The sequence below is a fragment of the Sinomonas humi genome, assembly GCF_000802235.1.
In the GTDB taxonomy this organism is placed as follows: Bacteria; Actinomycetota; Actinomycetes; order Actinomycetales; family Micrococcaceae; genus Sinomonas; species Sinomonas humi.
In genome coordinates this window covers 36,549-54,552 of record NZ_JTDL01000104.1, presented here as the reverse complement: position 1 = coordinate 54,552, position 18,004 = coordinate 36,549, and the positions used below count along the sequence as shown (strand labels likewise).

At 68.7% G+C, this 18,004-nt stretch carries 11 protein-coding genes; 8 read left to right on the top strand and 3 right to left on the bottom strand.

Annotation, left to right across the window (positions count from 1 at the left end):
• The first annotated feature begins 2 nt into the window (after positions 1 to 2).
• Positions 3 to 3,407 carry a thiol reductant ABC exporter subunit CydD gene (gene cydD, locus LK10_RS09805; protein ID WP_043122986.1) on the top strand — a complete coding sequence of 1,135 codons (3,405 nt, stop codon included), beginning with the start codon at positions 3 to 5 and terminating at the stop codon, positions 3,405 to 3,407.
• On the opposite strand, the gene LK10_RS09800 is transcribed toward cydD, so the two are convergent.
• The gene (locus LK10_RS09800) at positions 3,404 to 3,922 is read right to left on the bottom strand and encodes a DinB family protein (RefSeq protein ID WP_043122984.1); all 519 of its coding nucleotides are present in this window, start codon (positions 3,920 to 3,922) and stop codon (positions 3,404 to 3,406) included. The genes cydD and LK10_RS09800 overlap by 4 nt on opposite strands.
• Before the next feature lie 379 nt (positions 3,923 to 4,301).
• On the opposite strand from LK10_RS09800, the gene LK10_RS09795 reads away from it, so the two are divergent.
• The gene (locus tag LK10_RS09795; protein WP_081998428.1) at positions 4,302 to 6,014 is read left to right on the top strand and encodes an MFS transporter; all 1,713 of its coding nucleotides are present in this window, start codon (positions 4,302 to 4,304) and stop codon (positions 6,012 to 6,014) included.
• Between the two features lie 75 nt (positions 6,015 to 6,089).
• Here LK10_RS09795 and LK10_RS09790 read toward each other — a convergent pair whose 3' ends face one another.
• A complete protein-coding gene (locus tag LK10_RS09790) occupies positions 6,090 to 8,576 on the bottom strand; it encodes a DNA gyrase/topoisomerase IV subunit A (RefSeq protein ID WP_156144125.1) in 2,487 nt (828 codons plus the stop codon).
• A gap of 104 nt (positions 8,577 to 8,680) precedes the next feature.
• Here LK10_RS09790 and LK10_RS09785 point away from each other — a divergent pair, with 104 nt between their 5' ends.
• From LK10_RS09785 to LK10_RS09765, 5 genes are all read left to right on the top strand, one after another.
• The gene (locus LK10_RS09785) at positions 8,681 to 11,401 is read left to right on the top strand and encodes a bifunctional acetate--CoA ligase family protein/GNAT family N-acetyltransferase (RefSeq protein WP_043122980.1); all 2,721 of its coding nucleotides are present in this window, start codon (positions 8,681 to 8,683) and stop codon (positions 11,399 to 11,401) included.
• A gap of 70 nt (positions 11,402 to 11,471) precedes the next feature.
• The gene (locus LK10_RS09780) at positions 11,472 to 12,182 is read left to right on the top strand and encodes a DUF5998 family protein (protein WP_052207176.1); all 711 of its coding nucleotides are present in this window, start codon (positions 11,472 to 11,474) and stop codon (positions 12,180 to 12,182) included.
• On the top strand, positions 12,179 to 13,396 hold the full coding sequence (locus tag LK10_RS09775; protein ID WP_043122978.1) for an alkaline phosphatase family protein: 1,218 nt from the start codon (positions 12,179 to 12,181) through the stop codon (positions 13,394 to 13,396). Before LK10_RS09780 ends, LK10_RS09775 begins: the two co-directional genes overlap by 4 nt.
• A 120-nt stretch (positions 13,397 to 13,516) precedes the next feature.
• The gene (locus LK10_RS09770; RefSeq protein ID WP_081998427.1) at positions 13,517 to 15,451 is read left to right on the top strand and encodes an MFS transporter; all 1,935 of its coding nucleotides are present in this window, start codon (positions 13,517 to 13,519) and stop codon (positions 15,449 to 15,451) included.
• Positions 15,448 to 15,948 carry a MarR family winged helix-turn-helix transcriptional regulator gene (locus tag LK10_RS09765; RefSeq protein ID WP_052207175.1) on the top strand — a complete coding sequence of 167 codons (501 nt, stop codon included), beginning with the start codon at positions 15,448 to 15,450 and terminating at the stop codon, positions 15,946 to 15,948. The genes LK10_RS09770 and LK10_RS09765 overlap by 4 nt, the downstream gene beginning before the upstream one ends.
• A 62-nt stretch (positions 15,949 to 16,010) precedes the next feature.
• Here LK10_RS09765 and sepH read toward each other — a convergent pair whose 3' ends face one another.
• Positions 16,011 to 17,453: a septation protein SepH gene (sepH, locus tag LK10_RS09760; protein WP_052207174.1), complete on the bottom strand. Its 1,443-nt coding sequence runs from the start codon at positions 17,451 to 17,453 to the stop codon at positions 16,011 to 16,013.
• A gap of 245 nt (positions 17,454 to 17,698) precedes the next feature.
• On the opposite strand from sepH, the gene LK10_RS09755 reads away from it, so the two are divergent.
• Positions 17,699 to 17,998: a DUF4193 domain-containing protein gene (locus LK10_RS09755; RefSeq protein ID WP_043122976.1), complete on the top strand. Its 300-nt coding sequence runs from the start codon at positions 17,699 to 17,701 to the stop codon at positions 17,996 to 17,998.
• The last annotated feature ends 6 nt before the right edge of the window (positions 17,999 to 18,004 follow it).

Genomic DNA, 18,004 nt, shown 5'->3' with positions numbered 1-18,004 from the left:
TCATGCGCCCCCACATTCCCAACGGCCGGGCGACCAAGGCCGCGCTCGCGCTCCTGAGCGTCCTCGCCGTCGTCAAGGCTGCCGCGCTCATCCTCATCGCCCAAGGCGTCGCCTCTGGCCTCGCCGGGGCGTTCGCCGGACACACCGACTGGCGCGGGGCAGCCCTCACCGCAGCGGCAGGCGTGCTTCTCCGGGGCCTCTCCGAATGGGGGTCACTGCAGGCCGGGCGATGGGCGGCTGTGGGGGTCCGGGAGGACTTGCGGGCGCGGCTGGTCGGCGCGGCACTCGAGCGCGGCGGGAGCGTCGGCGGGGGAGCGGACGACGCCGACCGGCGCGTTGCGTCGTCGGCCGCGGCGACCGCGGTCCTCGCCGTGCGAGGACTCGACGGCCTCGATTCCTTCTACACCGCGTACCTTCCGGCCCTTGTCCAGTGCGCCGCCGTCCCGCTGCTCGTGGGTCTGCGGATCCTCGGCGCCGACTGGGTGAGCGCCCTCATCATCGCGCTCACCCTCCCGCTGGTCCCGATCTTCATGATCCTGATCGGCAAGCACACCGAGGACCGCGTCTCCGTGGCGCAGCAAGCCTTGGCCCGCCTCGGATCCCACCTCGTGGAACTTGCCCAGGGCCTCCCGGTCCTCGTTGGCCTCGGACGCGCAGCCGAGCAGCGCAAGGCCCTGCGCGCGCTCTCCGAGGATTTCTCGAACCGGACGATGGGAACCCTGAGGGTCGCGTTCATGTCCTCCCTCGCCCTCGAACTGCTCTCGACCATCTCGGTCGCGGTCGTCGCCGTGTTCATCGGAATCCGCCTCGTGAGCGGCGACATGCCGCTCGAGGCGGGACTGCTCGCCCTCGTGCTCGCTCCCGAATGCTTCCAACCGGTCCGCGACCTCGGGGCGGCCCACCACGCGAGCGAGGACGGGGCTGAAGCACTCCGGCGTGCAGAGGATGCGATCGCAGCTCCAGCCGGGACGCGTCTCTCAGCCGCTGACGCGGCCGGACGCGCGGACGCGGGCCAGGACGAGCGTCAGGACGAGGGGTTGCCGAACGGACCGGCCGAGCTCTGCGTCGAGCGGCTCACCGTCCGCTACGACGGCCGGGCACGCGCGGCCGTGCAGGGCTTGTCATTCACTGCGCCAGCGGGGGAGGCCACGCTGCTCGCGGGCCCGAGCGGTGCAGGCAAGACAACGGTGCTCTTGGCCCTCGCAGGCCTCGTACGGGATGGCGCAGGGGCGACGGTCAGCGGTCGGGTGTCGGGCGCCGAGGCGCGCCGCATCGCGTACGTCCCACAGCACCCGCAATTCACGGAGCCGACGGTCGCGGCGGAGCTCGAACTCGCCGCAGATGGACTCGCACCCAAGAGCATGGGATCCGCCGTGTACCGGGCCCTCGAGGCGGTGCGCTGCGCCGATCTCGCCGAGGCGAGTCCCGCCGAGCTGAGCCCCGGACAGCAGCGGCGCATCGCCGTCGCCCGCGGGCTCCTCCGAGTCGAGGCCGGCGCCACGCTCGTCCTCTTCGACGAGCCGACCGCACACCTCGACGCCCGCTCGGCGAGCGCGGTCGAGACGGCCATCGCGAGCCTGAGAGGCCGCGCCACGGTGGTGCTCGTAGCGCACGATCCCCAGACCGCTGCCCTCGCCCGGACGCGCATCGAGTTGGTTCCGACCGAAGGGATCGAGGACCACGAGTCGCCTGCGCCCTCCAGCAGGTTCGCGGTCTCGGAGCGCGACGTGGATGCCGCTCCGGCGCGGCGCGGCGAGGTCCCCGACTCCGAAGACCGCCCATGGCTTGGAAGCCTTTGGCGGCTCATCCGCCCGGATCTCAGCCGCTACGCCCTCGCAGCACTCTCGGGCGCCGGAGCCGCTGCCGCGGCTGCAGCCCTCGCCGGCCTCTCCGGCTGGCTCATCGTCCGCGCCGCGGAGCATCCGCCCATCCTCTACCTGCTTGCGGCAATGGTCGGGGTCCGCTTCTTCGGCATCACGCGGGCCGCCCTCCGCTACGCCGAGCGGCTTGCCACCCACTCGGCCGTGTTCTCGACGCTCACCCGCCTCCGAGACCGGCTCTGGGAGGCCCTCACGAGCAAGGGGCTGAGCGCCCGGCGTCTGCTTGTCCCCGGAGCCGCTCTCGAAAGCCTCGTCGCGGACGCCGAGTCCGTCCGCGACGAACTTCCGCGGATTCTCCAGCCAATCGCGACCGCCGTGCTCCTCGCCATCGGTGCCCTCGTCGCCGTCGGCATCCTCCTGCCGGCACAGCTTCCCGTTCTCGCGCTTGCCATCGTGGTCTCGGTCGTCGTCGCGCCGCTTGCGACTGCCTGGGCCGATCGCCGCGGTGCGCGCGCCACCCAGCAGGGCAGCGCGCGCCTTCTCGAGTCCATCGGACAAGCGCTTGCGGCGGCCCCTGACCTTGCTGCCAATCGACTCGTGGGACCCGTCCTGGCTCGCCTGCGCGCTGAGGACAAGCGGCTCACGGCGCTCGAGCGGCGCGGCGTCGCTGCGGAGGGGCTTGGCCGAGCGCTCGTGATTCTCGCGACCGGCCTCGCCGCTGCCGCGACGCTCGCCACACCAGCCACCGCAGGCGTCGCCACAAGCACGGCCGCAGCAGTCGTGCTCGTGCAACTCGCGCTCGCCGAGCCCCTCGCCGCCGCGAGCAGCGCTGTCCAGCGGATCCCGGCGCTCGGCTCGGCTCTTGCTCGGGTCGGGGCGACCTCCGACGACGACGCTCCGCGCCGCACCCGCAGCGGCGGGGGCGCGCCCGGCCCCGCGAATGCCGGCCTCTCAATCGATCGGCTCTCGGCCGGTTGGCCGGGCCAGCCGAACGTCTTGGCGAACCTCTCGGCCAAGGCCGCGCCGGGGGAGTGGCTTGTGGTTGCAGGGCCGTCGGGAAGCGGCAAGACAACGCTCCTCGCCGTCCTCCTCGGCTTTCTTCCGCCTCGGTCCGGGAGCGTGGAGGCCAGCGGCAGAATCGCCTGGTGCCCCCAGGAGTCGCACCTCTTCGATTCGACCGTTCGCGGAAACCTTGCGATCTCCCGAGACCGTACCGAGGTGCCGAGCGATGCCGAGCTGTGGGAGGTGCTGGACCGCGTGGGCTTGGGCGATCATGTCCGGTCTCTCCCCGGCGGCCTCGATTCCCGCATCGGGAGCAGGGGCTCAGAGCTCTCCGGCGGCCAGCGGCAACGGCTCGCTGTCGCCCGCACGCTCGTGGCGGATGCCGCCGTCGTGCTCCTCGACGAGCCGACGGCGCACCTCGACCCGCAAGCGGCGCAAGAGCTCATCTCGGGCCTGCACTCGGCGCTCGTGGATCGCAGCGTCGTCATGGTGACCCACCGCGCATCCGAGCTCAGGGACGGGGATCTGCTCGTGCGGCTGGATGCGCTGGACGACGGCGTGCGGAGGCTCGCGCTTGTTGGCTAGCCGCGGACGTCGTGCAGGTGATGTTCGACGTCGTGCAGGAAATACCGCGCGAGGGTCAAGACCGTGAATTCTGAGCCGTTGCTCCGCAGCCCGCGGCGCTCGTAGGCGTCCTCGGGGACCTTCGCGAAGGCATCTCTGGTCCGCGCGCCCTGGGCTGCCAGTTCCTCGCGCACCACCGCCGGGTCGGCGTCCGCGTACGCCTTCTCGACAGCGGCGGCGTCTTGGTCCCAGTCATCGAACCGCGCTCCGTCCTCGGCGAGGATAAGCGCGAGACGCCCCCGGAACACCTCGAAGACGTCACGCACGTGGTAGGCGTACTCCAGAGGTGACCAGGTAGCGGCATCCGGGCGTTCCAGTACGTCGTCACGGCCCAGCACGGCATCCCATCTCGGCAGGGCCGTGTCGAGCCTTCGTGCAACGTCCTGAGGCGTGAGGCTGTCGGCATCGAAGCCGCACTCGGGGCAGACGCGGTCCAAGACCCACGTCCAGTCTTTAGTGTCCGGAATGATCGCCATGACCGGAGTTTAGCCGTCCGGGGGAAGGGAGTGGCCGTGCTCACAATTCCGTGGAAGACCGTCCCCGCGTCCTCTCCTTTGATCACGAAAAGATAACGTTGGGTGCGTTCTGCCTTCGCTGACCCGACGCCTTGTCCAAACGAAGGCTGCTCGGGCCCCGATCCCTTTCGTTATGGGAATTCTCGTGGAGTCGTCGAGGCCGCCGTCCCGTCTCTTCGGAGCCAGAATCGACGCGGAGTGTGATTCCGCTCATTCTCCTTCCGGCTCATCCGAGGGTGCTCAATCACTTGCAGCTACTAGACTCGTTGGCTGCCCGACAGTGGGCGGCAAAGAGTCACAGCAAGACAGCCTCATCGATAAAGCCTCGAGAGAAGAGAGAATGCCGAGAGACCTCGACCAGACCGCCTCCGGTCGCGTGAGCGAGCCGGGAACCGACAAGTCGGCCTCAGACGAGAGGGCGCGGCGTGCGACGCCGCGGCGCCGCATCTCATTCCGGAAGCGCAAGCTCAGGGTCGACGACGTCAACGTCGTCGACCGCTCGATGCTTCACCGCGCGATCGGTGGGACCATCGTCGGCAACACCATGGAGTGGTACGACGTCGGAGTGTTCGGCTATCTCATCACGACGATGGGCCCGGTCTTCCTCCCGGAGGCGGACGCCTCCGTCCAGACGCTCTTCCTGCTCGGCACGTTCGCGGCAACCTTCGTGGCCCGCCCAGCCGGGGGAGTCTTCTTCGGCTGGCTGGGCGACAAGATCGGACGCCAGCGAGTGCTCGCCGCGACGCTCATCATGATGGCAGCGTCGACGTTCGCCCTCGGCCTGCTGCCCGGCTACGACCAGATCGGAGTGTGGGCGGCGGTCCTGCTCGTGATCGTGAAGCTGGTCCAAGGCTTCTCGACGGGTGGAGAGTACGCCGGGGCCACGACGTTCGTGAGCGAGTACGCCGCGGACCGCCGTCGCGGCTTCTTCGCGAGCTTCCTGGACATGGGCAGCTACCTCGGCTTCGCAGTGGGTGCCGCGCTTGTGTCCGTCCTGCAGATGACGCTTGGCTCGGCCGCCATGGGTGAGTACGGCTGGAGGATTCCGTTCCTCGCCGCGGGCCCGCTCGGGGCGATTGCGATCTACTTCCGCCTCCGCATCGAGGAGAGCCCGACGTTCCAAGCCGCACTCGAGGCGCAGGAGCGCTCCGTGCACGAACTGGCGGCCAACGACGAGGCTGCGACCAAGGGCCCTATCGGCATCGTCCGCTCCTACTGGCGGCCGATCCTTGTCGCGATGGTCGTCGTAGCTGCGGCCAACACCGTCGGCTATGCCTTGACGTCCTACATGCCGACGTATCTCACGGAGTCGAAGGGCTACGACGAGCTTCACGGCACCCTTCTCACGATCCCGGTGCTCGTCGTCATGAGCCTGTGCATTCCGCTCACGGGCAAGCTCTCTGACCGCATCGGCCGGCGCCCCGTCCTGTGGATCGGCGCCGTGAGCACGATCGTCCTGTCGATCCCGGCATTCCTCCTGATCGGCGTCGGCAGCGTCCCTGCCACGCTCGCCGGACTTGCCCTGGTTGCGTTCCCCGTGACGTTCTACGTCGCGAACCTCGCCTCGGCGCTGCCCGCACAGTTCCCGACCGCAAGCCGCTACGGCGCGATGGGCATCGCCTACAACTTCGCCGTCGCGATCTTCGGGGGAACGACGCCTTTCATCGTCGACGCCCTCATCAAGGCGACGGGCAACGACATGATGCCCGCGTACTACCTCATGGCCACCTCACTCGTGGGCGGTGCCGCGATCTTCTTCCTCCAGGAGTCTGCGGGGCGGCCTCTTCCGGGATCGATGCCGAGCGTCGAATCGGACGCGGAGGCGCTAGACGTCGTCGAGAACCAGGAAGAGGACCCGCTCATCGACCTCACGCACATGCCGCTCGCCGACGTGCCGGTCGTCGTTGCTGCCGACGGCGAGGCCGTCCAGCTTCCGCTCGACCACCCGGCCGCGGTTGCGGCCGCGGAACAGGCAGGCATCGATCTCGAAGCGACCGCGCTGGAGGCACAGGTCTCCGGCGAGGACCCGGTCGCCTCGGGTACCTCGGCCTAGGGGCGGAGGCTACCGCCGCTAGGGTTCGTACCGCTCATGCCGCGCGGACTGCGAGGTCGGTCCGGGTTTCGGGGATCACACGAAGCTCGGGCCGACCTCTTCTACTGGCTGTGAGAGCGGGACTCCGGAGCCGTCCCTTCGGCCGGGCTCGGTCGGCAAGGAGCGCGCGACGCCGGCGGTCGAGGAGGCCTTGGCAGGACCGTGCCCTGCCCAGGCGACGAGCAGCACGTCCTCGCCCTTGAGGTAACGGTGAGCCCGCACCCCTCCGGTCGCGCGGCCTTTCGCGGGGTATTCGGAGAACGGTGTGATCTTCGCGGTTCCGGGCGCGGTGCCGGGGAGGGCATCTCGGCTCCCCGCGATGGTGACGACGACGGCGCTCTCGTCACCTGATGCGACGACGCCGAAGTGCAGAGCCTTGTCCCCGTCCCCGAGTCGCATGCCTGCCATGCCGCCGGCGGTGCGCCCTTGGGGCCGGACGCTGGAGGCGGGGTAGTGGAGGAGCTGTGCCTGCTCGGAGATGAACACGAGGGAGTCCTCGTCGCTCGCCGGTGCGGCGCCGATGATGCGATCGCCTGGCTTGAGCGTGATGGCCTCCCAGTCCTCCCTGTTGAGGGGGTACTCGGGGCTCAGGCGCTTGACGATTCCCTGCTCAGTCCCCAGTGCCACGACGGTGTCGAGCGGTACGAGCGCGACGAGGGATTCGCCCTTCCCCAAGGAGACGAAGTCCTTCGCAGGGACGCCTCCCGCGAGGTTCGGAAGGCCCGCGGCCGGCGCGAGGACCGGGAGGTCGACCGCCTGAAGGCGGACCATGCGCCCCGTCGAGGTGACGGCACCCAGCTCGCCGCGCGCCGTCGTCCGCACGACTGAACGGAAGACGTCGTGCCGCACGCGTGGACCGCCCTCGGCGAGAGCGTCCGCATTCGCCGTGCGGGCGATGTTGCCAGACGCGGTAAGGATCGCCCAGCACGGTTCGTCCGCGATCTCCAGAGCCAGTGCTGTTGCCTTCCCAGAGGCCTTCTTCTCGCCGTCCTTCGCATTGTTTGCGGCGGCGAGGGCGCGCGCGGCCGCGGGCGCCTGATCCTCTGCGTCGAGAAGCAGCGTGCGCCGCGGAGTGCCGTACTTCGCGGCGATCTCGCCGAGCTCACCGGACACGAGTTGGCGAAGGAGCGTGTCGGAGCCGAGGATCGCTTCGAGCTCCGCGATCTCGCGGCGCAGCTCGTCCTGTTCCTTCTCAAGTTCGATCAGGGAGTACTTCGTGAGCTGCCGAAGGCGCAGTTCGAGGATGTAGTTGGCCTGGATCTCCGTGAGATCGTAGACCGCCATGAGCCGTGTGCGCGCCGCAGCGGCCTCGTCGGAGGTCCTGATGATCTGGATGACCTCGTCGATGTCCATAATGGCCACGAGGAGGCCCTCGACCAGATGGAGCCTGTCCTTGCGCTTGCCGAGCCGGAAGGCGGTCCGGCGCCGAACGACCGAGATCCGGTGCTCTGCGTAGACCCGAAGAAGCGGGAGGAGCCCGAGCGTCTGTGGCTGCCCGTCGACAAGGGCGACGTTGTTGATGCCGAAGGAATCCTCGAGCGGGGTGTAGCGGTAGAGCTGCTCCAGGACGGCGTGCGGATTGAACCCGTTCTTGAGCTCGATCACGAGGCGCAGGCCGTGGTTGCGGTCGGTGAGGTCGATGACGTCGCTGATGCCCTGGAGCTTCTTCGACCCGACGGCGTCCTTGATCTTCTCGATCACCTTCTCGGGACCGACCATGTAGGGAAGCTCAGTCACAACAAGCCCGGTGCGGCGGGCCGTGAGCTGCTCGACAGCGACAGTAGCGCGCGTCCGGAAGGAGCCGCGGCCGGTCCGGTATGCGTCCCGGATGCCGTCGAGGCCGACGATGCGGCCGCCTGAGGGCAGATCCGGGCCCGGGACGAGCTCCATGACCTCCTCGAGCGTGGTGTCCGGGTTCGAGATGACGAGCTGCGCCGCCGAAACGACCTCCGCGAGGTTGTGGGGCGCCATGTTCGTCGCCATGCCGACGGCAATGCCGGAGGCGCCGTTGACGAGCAGGTTGGGGAACGCTGCCGGGAGGACCTCCGGCTGCATGATCTGGTTGTCGTAGTTCGGCACGAAGTCGACAACATCTTCGTCCAGGTCGTCCGTGAGGGCGAGGGCCGCGGCAGCCATACGCGCTTCCGTATAGCGCGGCGCCGCGGGCCCGTCGTCGAGGGAGCCGAAGTTGCCGTGACCATCGATGAGCGGGAGACGGAGGGCAAAGTCCTGTGCCATGCGCACCATGGCGTCGTAGATCGCGGCGTCGCCGTGCGGATGGAGTTTGCCCATCACCTCGCCCACGACTCGGGCGCTCTTCACGTGGCCGCGATCGGGGCGCAACCCCATGTCGCTCATCATGTAGAGAATCCGGCGCTGGACGGGCTTGAGGCCGTCCCGGGCGTCCGGAAGTGCGCGGGAGTAGATGACCGAATACGCGTACTCGAGGAAGGACGTCTCCATCTCCGACGCGACGTCGATGTCCGTGATGTTCTCGGCCGGGACTTCGCCGAGTGGGAGCATATCGGAGGACTTCCCGGACGGGGTGGATCGACGTGCCAACGCTTGCTGAATCCTTACGTATGCGAAGAGGGCTGGGAAAACAGGGCCTGAACTAGGCTAAGCCTATGGCGGACGAGGGCACGGTCAGCGCATATCCCCAGCACTGGGAAGCCGATGTCGTACTCCGCGATGGAGGGACAGCCCACCTCCGGCCCATCCGTCCAAGCGACGCGGAAGCGCTCCAAGCATTCCACATGGGCCAATCGGAAAGCTCCATCTACCTTCGATTCTTCAGCTACAAGGCCCGCCTCACCGAGGCCGAGCTCAAACGGTTCACGGAGGTGGACTACCGGGATCGCGTTGCGCTCGTGATCACCATCGGGGACGAGCTCATCGGGGTCGGCCGATACGACCGGCTTACCGACCCGACCGAAGCCGAGGTTGCGTTCAACATCTCCGATCGGCATCAAGGGCGCGGGATCGGCTCGATTCTGCTCGAGCACCTTGCCGCCGCAGCGAGGGAATGCGGGATCCGCCGCTTCACGGCCGAGGTTCTTCCCGAGAACCGCAAGATGCTGGCCGTCTTCGCAGAGGCTGGCTACGCCCTCGACCGGCGGTTCGACGACGGCGTGGTGAGCGTCGAGTTCGAGATCGATCCGACGGAGAAGTCGCGGGCTGTGATGGAATCCCGCGAGCACCGAGCCGAGGCACTTTCGATCCAGGGGCTGCTCGCGCCACGGTCCGTCGCCGTGATCGGGGCGAGCCGCCGGTGGGGATCGGTCGGGCAGCAACTGCTCGCCCACCTCGTAGACGGAGGCTTCACGGGAAGCGTGTGCGCGATCAATCCCGAGGCGCTCGAACTCGGCGGCATGCTCACCTACGCGCGAATCGGGGACGTCCCCGGGCGGGTTGACCTTGCCCTCGTCGCGGTGGCGTACGACGACGTCGCGGCCGTGGTTGCCGAGTGCGCGGCAGCGGGTGTGCGCGGCGTCGTAGTCGCCTCGTCGGGGTTCGCGGAGAACGGTGAGCGCGGTCTGGCCCTCCAGCGTGAGCTCGTCCGCCACGCGCGCTCCCACGGCATGCGACTCGTCGGGCCGGGTTCGCTCGGGATCGCGAACACGGACCCAGATGTTCGCCTCAACGCCTCGATGGCTCCCGCGATGCCGCGGCAGGGCAGCCTCGGACTCTTCAGCCAGTCCGCCGCGATCGGCATTGCCCTCTACGCCGCCGCCGACCGCCGGAAGCTCGGCTTCTCCTCGCTCTTCTCGGCAGGGAACCGGGCGGACGTGTCGGGGAACGATGTGATGCAGTACTGGGAGGACGACGTCGCGACGAGCGCTGTTGGCCTCTACCTCGAATCGTTCGGCAACCCCCGCAAGTTCTCCCGCATCGCCCGCCGACTCGCCCGCAGCAAGCCGGTCATCGTGGCCAAGAGCGAAATCCTCGGCCTCCGTCTGCCGCCTGGTCACGCCGTCCGCACATCGCAAGCACCGCCCGAGGCCCTCGACGCGATGCTGCGGCAGGCCGGCGTCATCCGCGTCTCGACGCTCGAGAAGCTCGTCGACGTCGCGCAGATCCTCTCGGGCCCGCTCCCGCGCGGTCAACGAGTCGCCGTGCTCTCGAACGCCCCCTCGCTCGCGCGTGTCGTGGCGGACGGAGCCGAGGGATACGACCTGACGGTGACCGACACCGTCACCGATCTCGACCTCTCGGGCCGTTCCATAGCGCTTCCGGCCCTGAGGGCCCGCATCCTTGACCTCATCGACGCAGGTTCTGCCGACTCGATCGTCGTCGCCCTCGTTCCGACCGCGGGTGTGAAGCCTGACGCCATCGCGGAAATCCTTGCCGAATGCGCCGAGGCGCGATCGACGGCCATCCTCGCGGCGTTCACCGGAATCCTCGGGCATCCCGAGCGCGCAGAAGGAATGATCCCCGACCGCGGCGCCGAGGGTCTCGGCTCGCCGACCGTTCCCGCGTTCACCAGCGCCGGCGACGCTGTGGCGGCCCTCGCCGCCGTCGTCCGCTACACAGAGTGGCTCTCGCACGAGGCGAGCGAGCCTTTCGAGGCGACCCACGACGACGACGGCGCCGAGAACCTCATCGAGAGGGAACTCGAAGGCGTCACGGGCCCGGACCTCATACGGCTCGGCCCTCGGCAGGCCGCCGACCTCCTCTCGTGCTACGGGATCGGGGTGCTGCCGTCGCGAGCCGTCGAATCGGCGGATGAGGCCGTAGCGGCGGCCGAGGCCCTCGGATGGCCCGTCGCGCTCAAGTCGACGTCCTCGAGCCTCCGGCATCGGCTGGACCTGGGCACCGTTCGCCTGGACATCCGCGACGAACCGTCGCTCCGTTCGGCGTTCCGGTTCATGGAGCAGTCGCTGTCTGGCTACGGGGAACTCGCTGCAGGTCCGAGCGGGGCCCCGAGACTCGAAGTCCAGAGCATGGCTCCGCTCGGGCAGGCGTGCGTCGTGCGGGCGATCGAGGACCCCCTGCTCGGCCCTGTCATCTCGTTCGGTCTCGCGGGGGATGCGGTCGCCCTCCTCGACGACTGGGCCCACCGGGTTCCGCCACTCACGAAGCTGGACGTCTGCGACCTCGTGCGGGCACCGCGCGCCTCCGAGAAGCTCTTCGGGTACGAAGGCCTTGCGCCCCTCGACGTGGCTGCCCTCGAGAGCCTCGTCGGGAGGGTGTCGCTGCTCAAGGACCGGCATCCCGAGGTCTCCGTGCTCGAGCTCAAGCCCGTGGTGGTGAGCGAGCGTGGGCTCACGGTGCTGCATGCAGAGGTGTGGCTCGGGAACGCGGCGCACCGCACCGACAGCGCGCGCCGCGCAATGTCCGAACAGTAGCCTGCACGTGCCGATATCACACGGACGACCCATTTGGAGGGTCCCTCGCCCTGTCTGGGAGAATAAGGGTATGAGCCACACGCCGTCCTCCCATGTGCCGGGCCATGAGCCGGCCGCGCGATCCTTGAGCGCAGACCTCGAGCGCACGGGCTTCTACCCCCGGCTCGTAGCCGACGTCGTCCACGATGCCCTCGACGGGGCTTCGCCGCTCGCCCACCTCGTCCACCTCGAGACGCACTTCGAGCGAGCGGAAGTCCGGCGCCACATCACCGTCCTCGCGCTAACCGACGAACTGCTCGTCATCACGCATGTCGACGAGGCACCGCTCGAGGCGGACCCGCAGCGCACGACGGCCCAGGTGTCGACTGAGTCCATCCCGCTCTCCCAGGTTCGGACCGTCGTCCTGAGCTACGTCTTCACAGAACCCGCAGCCTACGAACCGGGCGATCCGGTCCGCGAGGTGACGCTCTCCATCGCGTGGTCCGGCGGTCAGCGTCTGGATCTCCTGCCGGCTTCCTGTGGGGACCCGAACTGCGAGGCCGATCACGGCTATACGGGCAGCATCGCCCAAGAGGACATCGTCCTGCGGATCAGCTCGGAGGCTGACGGAACTGAGGCCGTGAACACGGCCAAGCATTTCGCGCGGCTGCTTCGCACCGCGAACGCCGCAAGTCCCACCCGAGTGGTGCAGAGCCCGTCAGCGCCCCCTCCACCCGCCTCGCGCCCGCGGCTCGCCGGCCTCGGCGGCCGTCCCTCGCGGGGGCATGGGGGCCGCGAGTGACGGGAGCACCGGTTCCGGCGGCCCTTGAAACCCTGCCCGCCGCCCCTGACTACGGGCGCCGGAGCATCGCCGACGTCCTGCCGAGCTGTGCCGCGGCCCTCGGCGCGGACGGCTTCGAGAACCGACTCGGGCTCCCGGGCGCCCCGCGGGTCTGCGTCGTCATGGTCGATGGGCTCGGGCGATCCCTGCTGACCCAGCGCGCGGCCCACACGCCGTTCCTCCGTGGGAAGCTGCAGGCGGGGCAGGGGAACATCCCGACCACACTCGACGCAGCCTTCCCGAGTACGACCGCGGCATCCCTCGCGAGTTTCGGCACAGGGCTTCCCCCGGGCCAACACGGAATGGTCGGATATGACGTCTTGGCCCCGCACCTCGGACGCGTCGTGAACCAGCTCAACGGCTGGGACCCCGCCGTGGACCCCGACAGGTGGCAGCCGTTCCCCACGGTGTTCGAGCGCCTCGATCCCGGGATCCCGGTCGCGACCGTCAGTCTTCCGCAGTTCGAGGGCTCCCCGATGACGCGCGCCGCGCTTCGCGGGGGCCGCTTCATCGGCGCGGAGACGCTTCATGCACGGACGACGGCCGCCGCCGCGGCGCTCGCAGCCTCCCCACGTATGCTCCTGTACTTCTACCTCAACGAGCTCGACAAGGCGGGCCATGTCGCAGGCTGCGGATCACGAGCATGGGAGGAAGCACTCGAGGAGGTTGACGCGTCCATCCGCAGGCTCGATGCGCAGCTCTCGGCCAACACGCTCGTCCTCGTGACGGGGGACCACGGCATGGTCGACGTCGCCGAGGATCATCGGGTCGATTTCGGCGCGGAGCCGGAGTTGGTCGAGGGGATCAGGTTCACCGCGGGCGAGCCACGCATGGTGCACCTCCACCTCGAGGATCCGGCGGACGACGGCGCGTTGCGGCGCGTGCTCGAGAGGTGGCAGGAGCGCTTCGGCAAGCAGGCGTGGGTCATGACGAAGGGGCAGGCAATCGAGCACGGGCTCTTCGGGGACGTCCGTCCGGAAGTTCAGGAGCGCATCGGGGACATACTCGTGGCGCCCCATGGGGAGCTGGCCCTGTATGACGGACGGCGGGTTCGTCCTGCCGCCTTCTCCATGGTCGGGCAGCACGGCTCGCTCACCAAGGCAGAGCGACTCGTCCCGCTCGTCGCGTTCCGCGCGTCCGGCCCCGCGCAGTCCAAGCGGCGGCGCCGGGGCTGAGGACCTCAGGCTGTCGTTTCAGAAGCCTCCCGCTTCGGCAGCCTCCGGCGTAGGGTAGTTAGTACACGTCAACTAACTCTGGCGTATCCAAGAGCGGCTACCCGTCGACTGGAGGCTTCCATGAGCTCAAATGCCTTGACCGCATACCGCGCGCGGAGGGCGGCTCACGCAGAGCGCGACCTCGCGAGCCCCCACTACAAATGGATCGTCCTGTCCAACACGACGCTCGGCGTCCTCATGGCGACGATCAACTCCTCGATTCTGCTGATCGCCCTGCCCGACATCTTCCGGGGAATCGGAATCAACCCCCTCGAACCAGGCAACACGGGCCTCCTGCTCTGGCTCATCATGGGCTATCTCGTCGTTACCGCCGTACTGGTGGTGAGCTTCGGGCGTTTGGGCGACATGTACGGGCGCGTGCGGATGTACAACGCGGGCTTCGCGATCTTCACCTTCTTCTCAATCCTGCTCTCGGTCACGTGGCTCCACGGCACGGCAGGAGCGGTATGGCTCATCGCCATGCGCATCCTCCAAGGCATCGGCGGGGCGCTCCTCATGGCGAACTCGAGTGCGATCATCACCGACGCCTTCCCGGTCAATCAGCGCGGCCTAGGGTTGGGCCTCAACCAGGTGGCCGGGATCGCGGGCTCATTCCTCGGCCTGATCATCGGCGGCCTGCTCGGTCCTGTCGAGTGGCACCTCGTCTTCCTCGTCTCGGTTCCTGTGGGCCTGTTCGGCACCGTCTGGGCCTCGCTGCGGCTGCACGAGTCGGGTACGAGGCCTCGCTCCCATATGGACTGGTGGGGCAACCTCACGTTCGCCGTCGGCCTCATCGCGGTGCTCGTGGGCATCACGTACGGTATCCAGCCGTATGGGGGCAACGCCATGGGCTGGACCAACCCGGCGGTCCTCGTCGCGATCCTCGGAGGCGTCGCCGTCCTCATCGTGTTCTGCGTCATCGAGGTTCGGACGCCTGACCCGATGTTCCGGCTGGACCTGTTCCGTATCCGCGCGTTCTCGGCCGGGAACCTCGCCAGCCTCCTCTCAGGGCTTGGCCGCGGCGGCCTCATGTTCATCCTCATCATCTGGCTACAGGGAATTTGGCTACCGCGGCACGGTTACAGCTTCGAATCGACACCGCTCTGGGCGGGCATCTACATGCTCCCGCTCACGATCGGCTTCCTCTTGGCCGGCCCCACCTCTGGCTGGCTCTCGGATCGCTTCGGGGCACGGCTCCTGGCGACCGGCGGGATGGTCGTCGCGGCAGCGAGCTTCCTCTGGCTGCTCGTGCTGCCGGTGAACTTCGACTACTGGGTCTTTGCCTTGGCGCTCCTTGCGAACGGCATCGGCATGGGCCTCTTTGCCGCGCCCAACCGGGCGGGCATCATGAACAGCCTTCCGCCGGGGCAGAGGGGTGTCGGTGCGGGGATGAGCACGACCTTCCAGAACTCATCGATGGTGCTCTCGATCGGCATCTTCTTCTCGCTCATGATCGCAGGACTCGCGGGATCGCTCCCGCACACGCTGAGCTCGGGGCTCATGGCCCAGGGCGTCCCGGCCGCCGCGGCTGATCGGATCGCCGCGCTACCGCCGGTCGGCGTGCTGTTCGCCTCGCTCCTCGGCTACAACCCGGTGCAGACGCTCCTGGGACCGCAGGTGCTTGGGCATCTTCCCGCGGCCAACGTGCAGTACCTGACGGGCCGGGCCTTCTTCCCGTCGCTCATTTCCGGACCGTTCGCATCAGGGTTAGCAGTCGCGTTCGCCTTCGCCGTGGCCGCGTGCCTCATCGCGGCCATCGCTTCTGCCCTCCGCGGTGAGAGGTATGTGGATCCAGGGACCGGGACTGCCGGGTCTTCCGGGATGGCAGGAACAGCGAAGCCGGCAGGAACAGCGAAGCCGGTAGAAGCAGCGAAGCCGGTAGAAGCAGCGACCGGGGCAGGAACGGCAGGAACCGTTGAAACGGAAGGCTCTGTCTCTGGGTCGGAGGCGGAGCCGGAGACGGAGGCGGAGTCGGAGGAAGCCGGTGCCTCCGCTCCGGAGGGGAGGCACGGATGACAAACGGCTCGAGCCGTCGTGATGCCGAGACCGCGGCCCTCGCCGCGGAGCTGCGCACCGCCGTCAACCGGCTCGCGTTCTACCTCCGGCGGGACGCTGGGAAGCGCGATTTGACGCCTTCGCGGCTCGCAGCCCTCGCGGCGCTTGACCGGGGAGGCCCTCAGCGGCCCGGCGATCTCGCTGCGAGCCTTGGTATCAGCGCGGCCAGCATGTCCCGGCTTACGGAGGCGCTCGAGAGCGGCGGGTGGGTGCGGAGGACGCCCGACTCGGCCGACAGGAGGGCCTTCGTGCTGGCTCTGACGGAGGAGGGGACGGCGACGATCAACGACGTCCGCCGTGAGGGCACGAGTCAGCTCGCTGAGGAGGTCGCATCGCTTTCGGCGCCGGAACGCGCGGCGCTGGTAGCCGCGCTGCCTGTCCTGACAGGCCTGGCCGACCGGCACCTCGACGGACTTTCCCGCTCGTCGCCTGCGGCAGAAGCCCGAGCGGCTCTGTAGGCCCTCAAAGTTCGAGGTCCGGCTGGCCCAGCTGCCAGACAGAACTTGAGGTCTGGCAGCTGCTATTCGCTCTTGGTTCCGAACACGATCTCGTCCCACGTCGGGATCGACGACCGCTTCGAGCGGGAGGCGCGGCGGGCCGGCTCCGGAATCGTCTCCGTCTCGGCGGACGGCGTCTCCTGCGACTTCCCCGCGGCCTGATCGCTGGCTCCGGACTGAGGCGCTTCGCTGCCAGAGGGAGCAGATTCCTCTATCGCCGAACCGCGCTCGCCCGCATGATCGGAGTCCGGCGCCTCGGTCCCTCCGTCGGCCTTCCGGGCCTCATCCGTCCTGGGCACCGGGACGATCGTGACTTCCCGCGTCGTCGTGCTCAGCCCCGGGGCCAGCCGCAAGTGCGGGTCCTCCTGCGGGCGGTCCGGCTCATCCTCTCGAGGTAGGCGCGGGAAGATCGGGGCCACGCTGTCCCGCACCGGCTCGAGCCGGCGGGGCCGCTGCTCGTTGTCGCGCTCGTCTCCGCGGCCGCGCCGGTCCCGCTGCGCTCGATCGGCCGAACCACGATCGGCCGAACCACGATCGGCCGAACCACGATCGGCCGGCGCGAGCTCCGGCTCGCTCCGTTCGTTCGTCTCGCCGGGCCGTGGATGCGCTGCGGGGATCCCTTGCGTGAGCAGGAGCGCGAGGGCGTCCTCTGCGTCCTCGTCAATGCCCAGGCGCTGCCCGCGCCGGGCACGCAGCATGTCGAGGAGGTCCGACTCGGGGTCCCGTTGCTCAGGGTTCGGGTTCTCCGGGCGGGGCGCCTCCGGGGCCTCCACGTCGAAGGGGCGGTCGACGACGGAGAGCCGCCTCGGTGAGGTCGGGCCCTCGAGCGGTTCGAGCTCGCTCAGCTGCTGAGCCCAACGATTGGCGTTCGCCACGCTCCGGCGCACGGGGTTGAAGGTCCAGATCGCGGGAGGCTCCTCGCCGATCGCCGCAGGCGCCCCCTCCGGCAGGGCAAAGCGGGCGACGACGGTCCACAGGCCATCGCGGCGCCGCCACGAGTCCCACTCGACTGAGGACGGATTGACGCCGTGCACGCCAAGACGGTGTGCGACGACGTCACCCAGTCTCGCTGGCCCGTTGCCGAACTCGGCCGCGAAGGCAGAGTGGGCGGGAGGCGGCGGCCCAACCTCCGTGGCCTGAGCGAGCAGCGAGATGTGTTCGCGCTCGGCCAGAACCGGGCTCTCATAGCGGCGGATGCGGTCGATCGGGATGCCCGAGGATTCGGAAATGCTCTCCGCGGTCGCTCCAGCGCGGATTTCGGCCTGGATCTGGCGGGGCGAGAGGTTCGTCTCCCCGGAGGGCGCAGGTCGTTGCGGAGCTGGCCGCGCAACCGCACGGCGAAGCGCCTCGTCGACGCGGAGGCGGAAGAGCTCGCCCGAGGCAGCGCTCAGCAGAAGATGCTGCCCGTCGTCGTGAACGCCGACGAGGCGAAGTTCCTGCAGATTGTCCTGCGGTTGCTCCCGCATTGAAGCCTCCAGCGTTGCCTAGTCTTGACGGAAACTCTGCCATTGTCCGGCTTGGTTTGCAGCCTCATCGCTCGGTGTGCCGCGACTTCTCCGGCCACAATCCGGGGCCGAGTGGCGAAACTTGCGCCGATCGGGAACAATCTCCCCGTCACTGGGCACAAAATGGGGGCCGAGTGCGTTAGAGAGTGGACTACGTGGAGTGACCACGTGACTGATGCGAGTAACCGGAGCGTGAACGAATAACTATGGCGACCGACTACGATGCGCCGCGCAAGAACGAGGAAGAGCTCAACGAGGATTCCATCGAAGAGCTGAAGACGCGACGCACGGACAAGCAGTCCGCTTCGGTGGACGAGGATGAGGCCGAGGCCGCGGACAGCTATGAGCTGCCGGGCGCTGACCTCTCCGGCGAGGAGCTGCTCGTGCGCGTCCTGCCCGCCCAGGCGGACGAATTCACGTGCGCGTCCTGCTTCTTGGTGCGCCACCGGTCCCAGATCGCCCGTGAGAAGAACGGGCTGTACTACTGCAAGGAGTGCGAGGGCTAAGCCTTC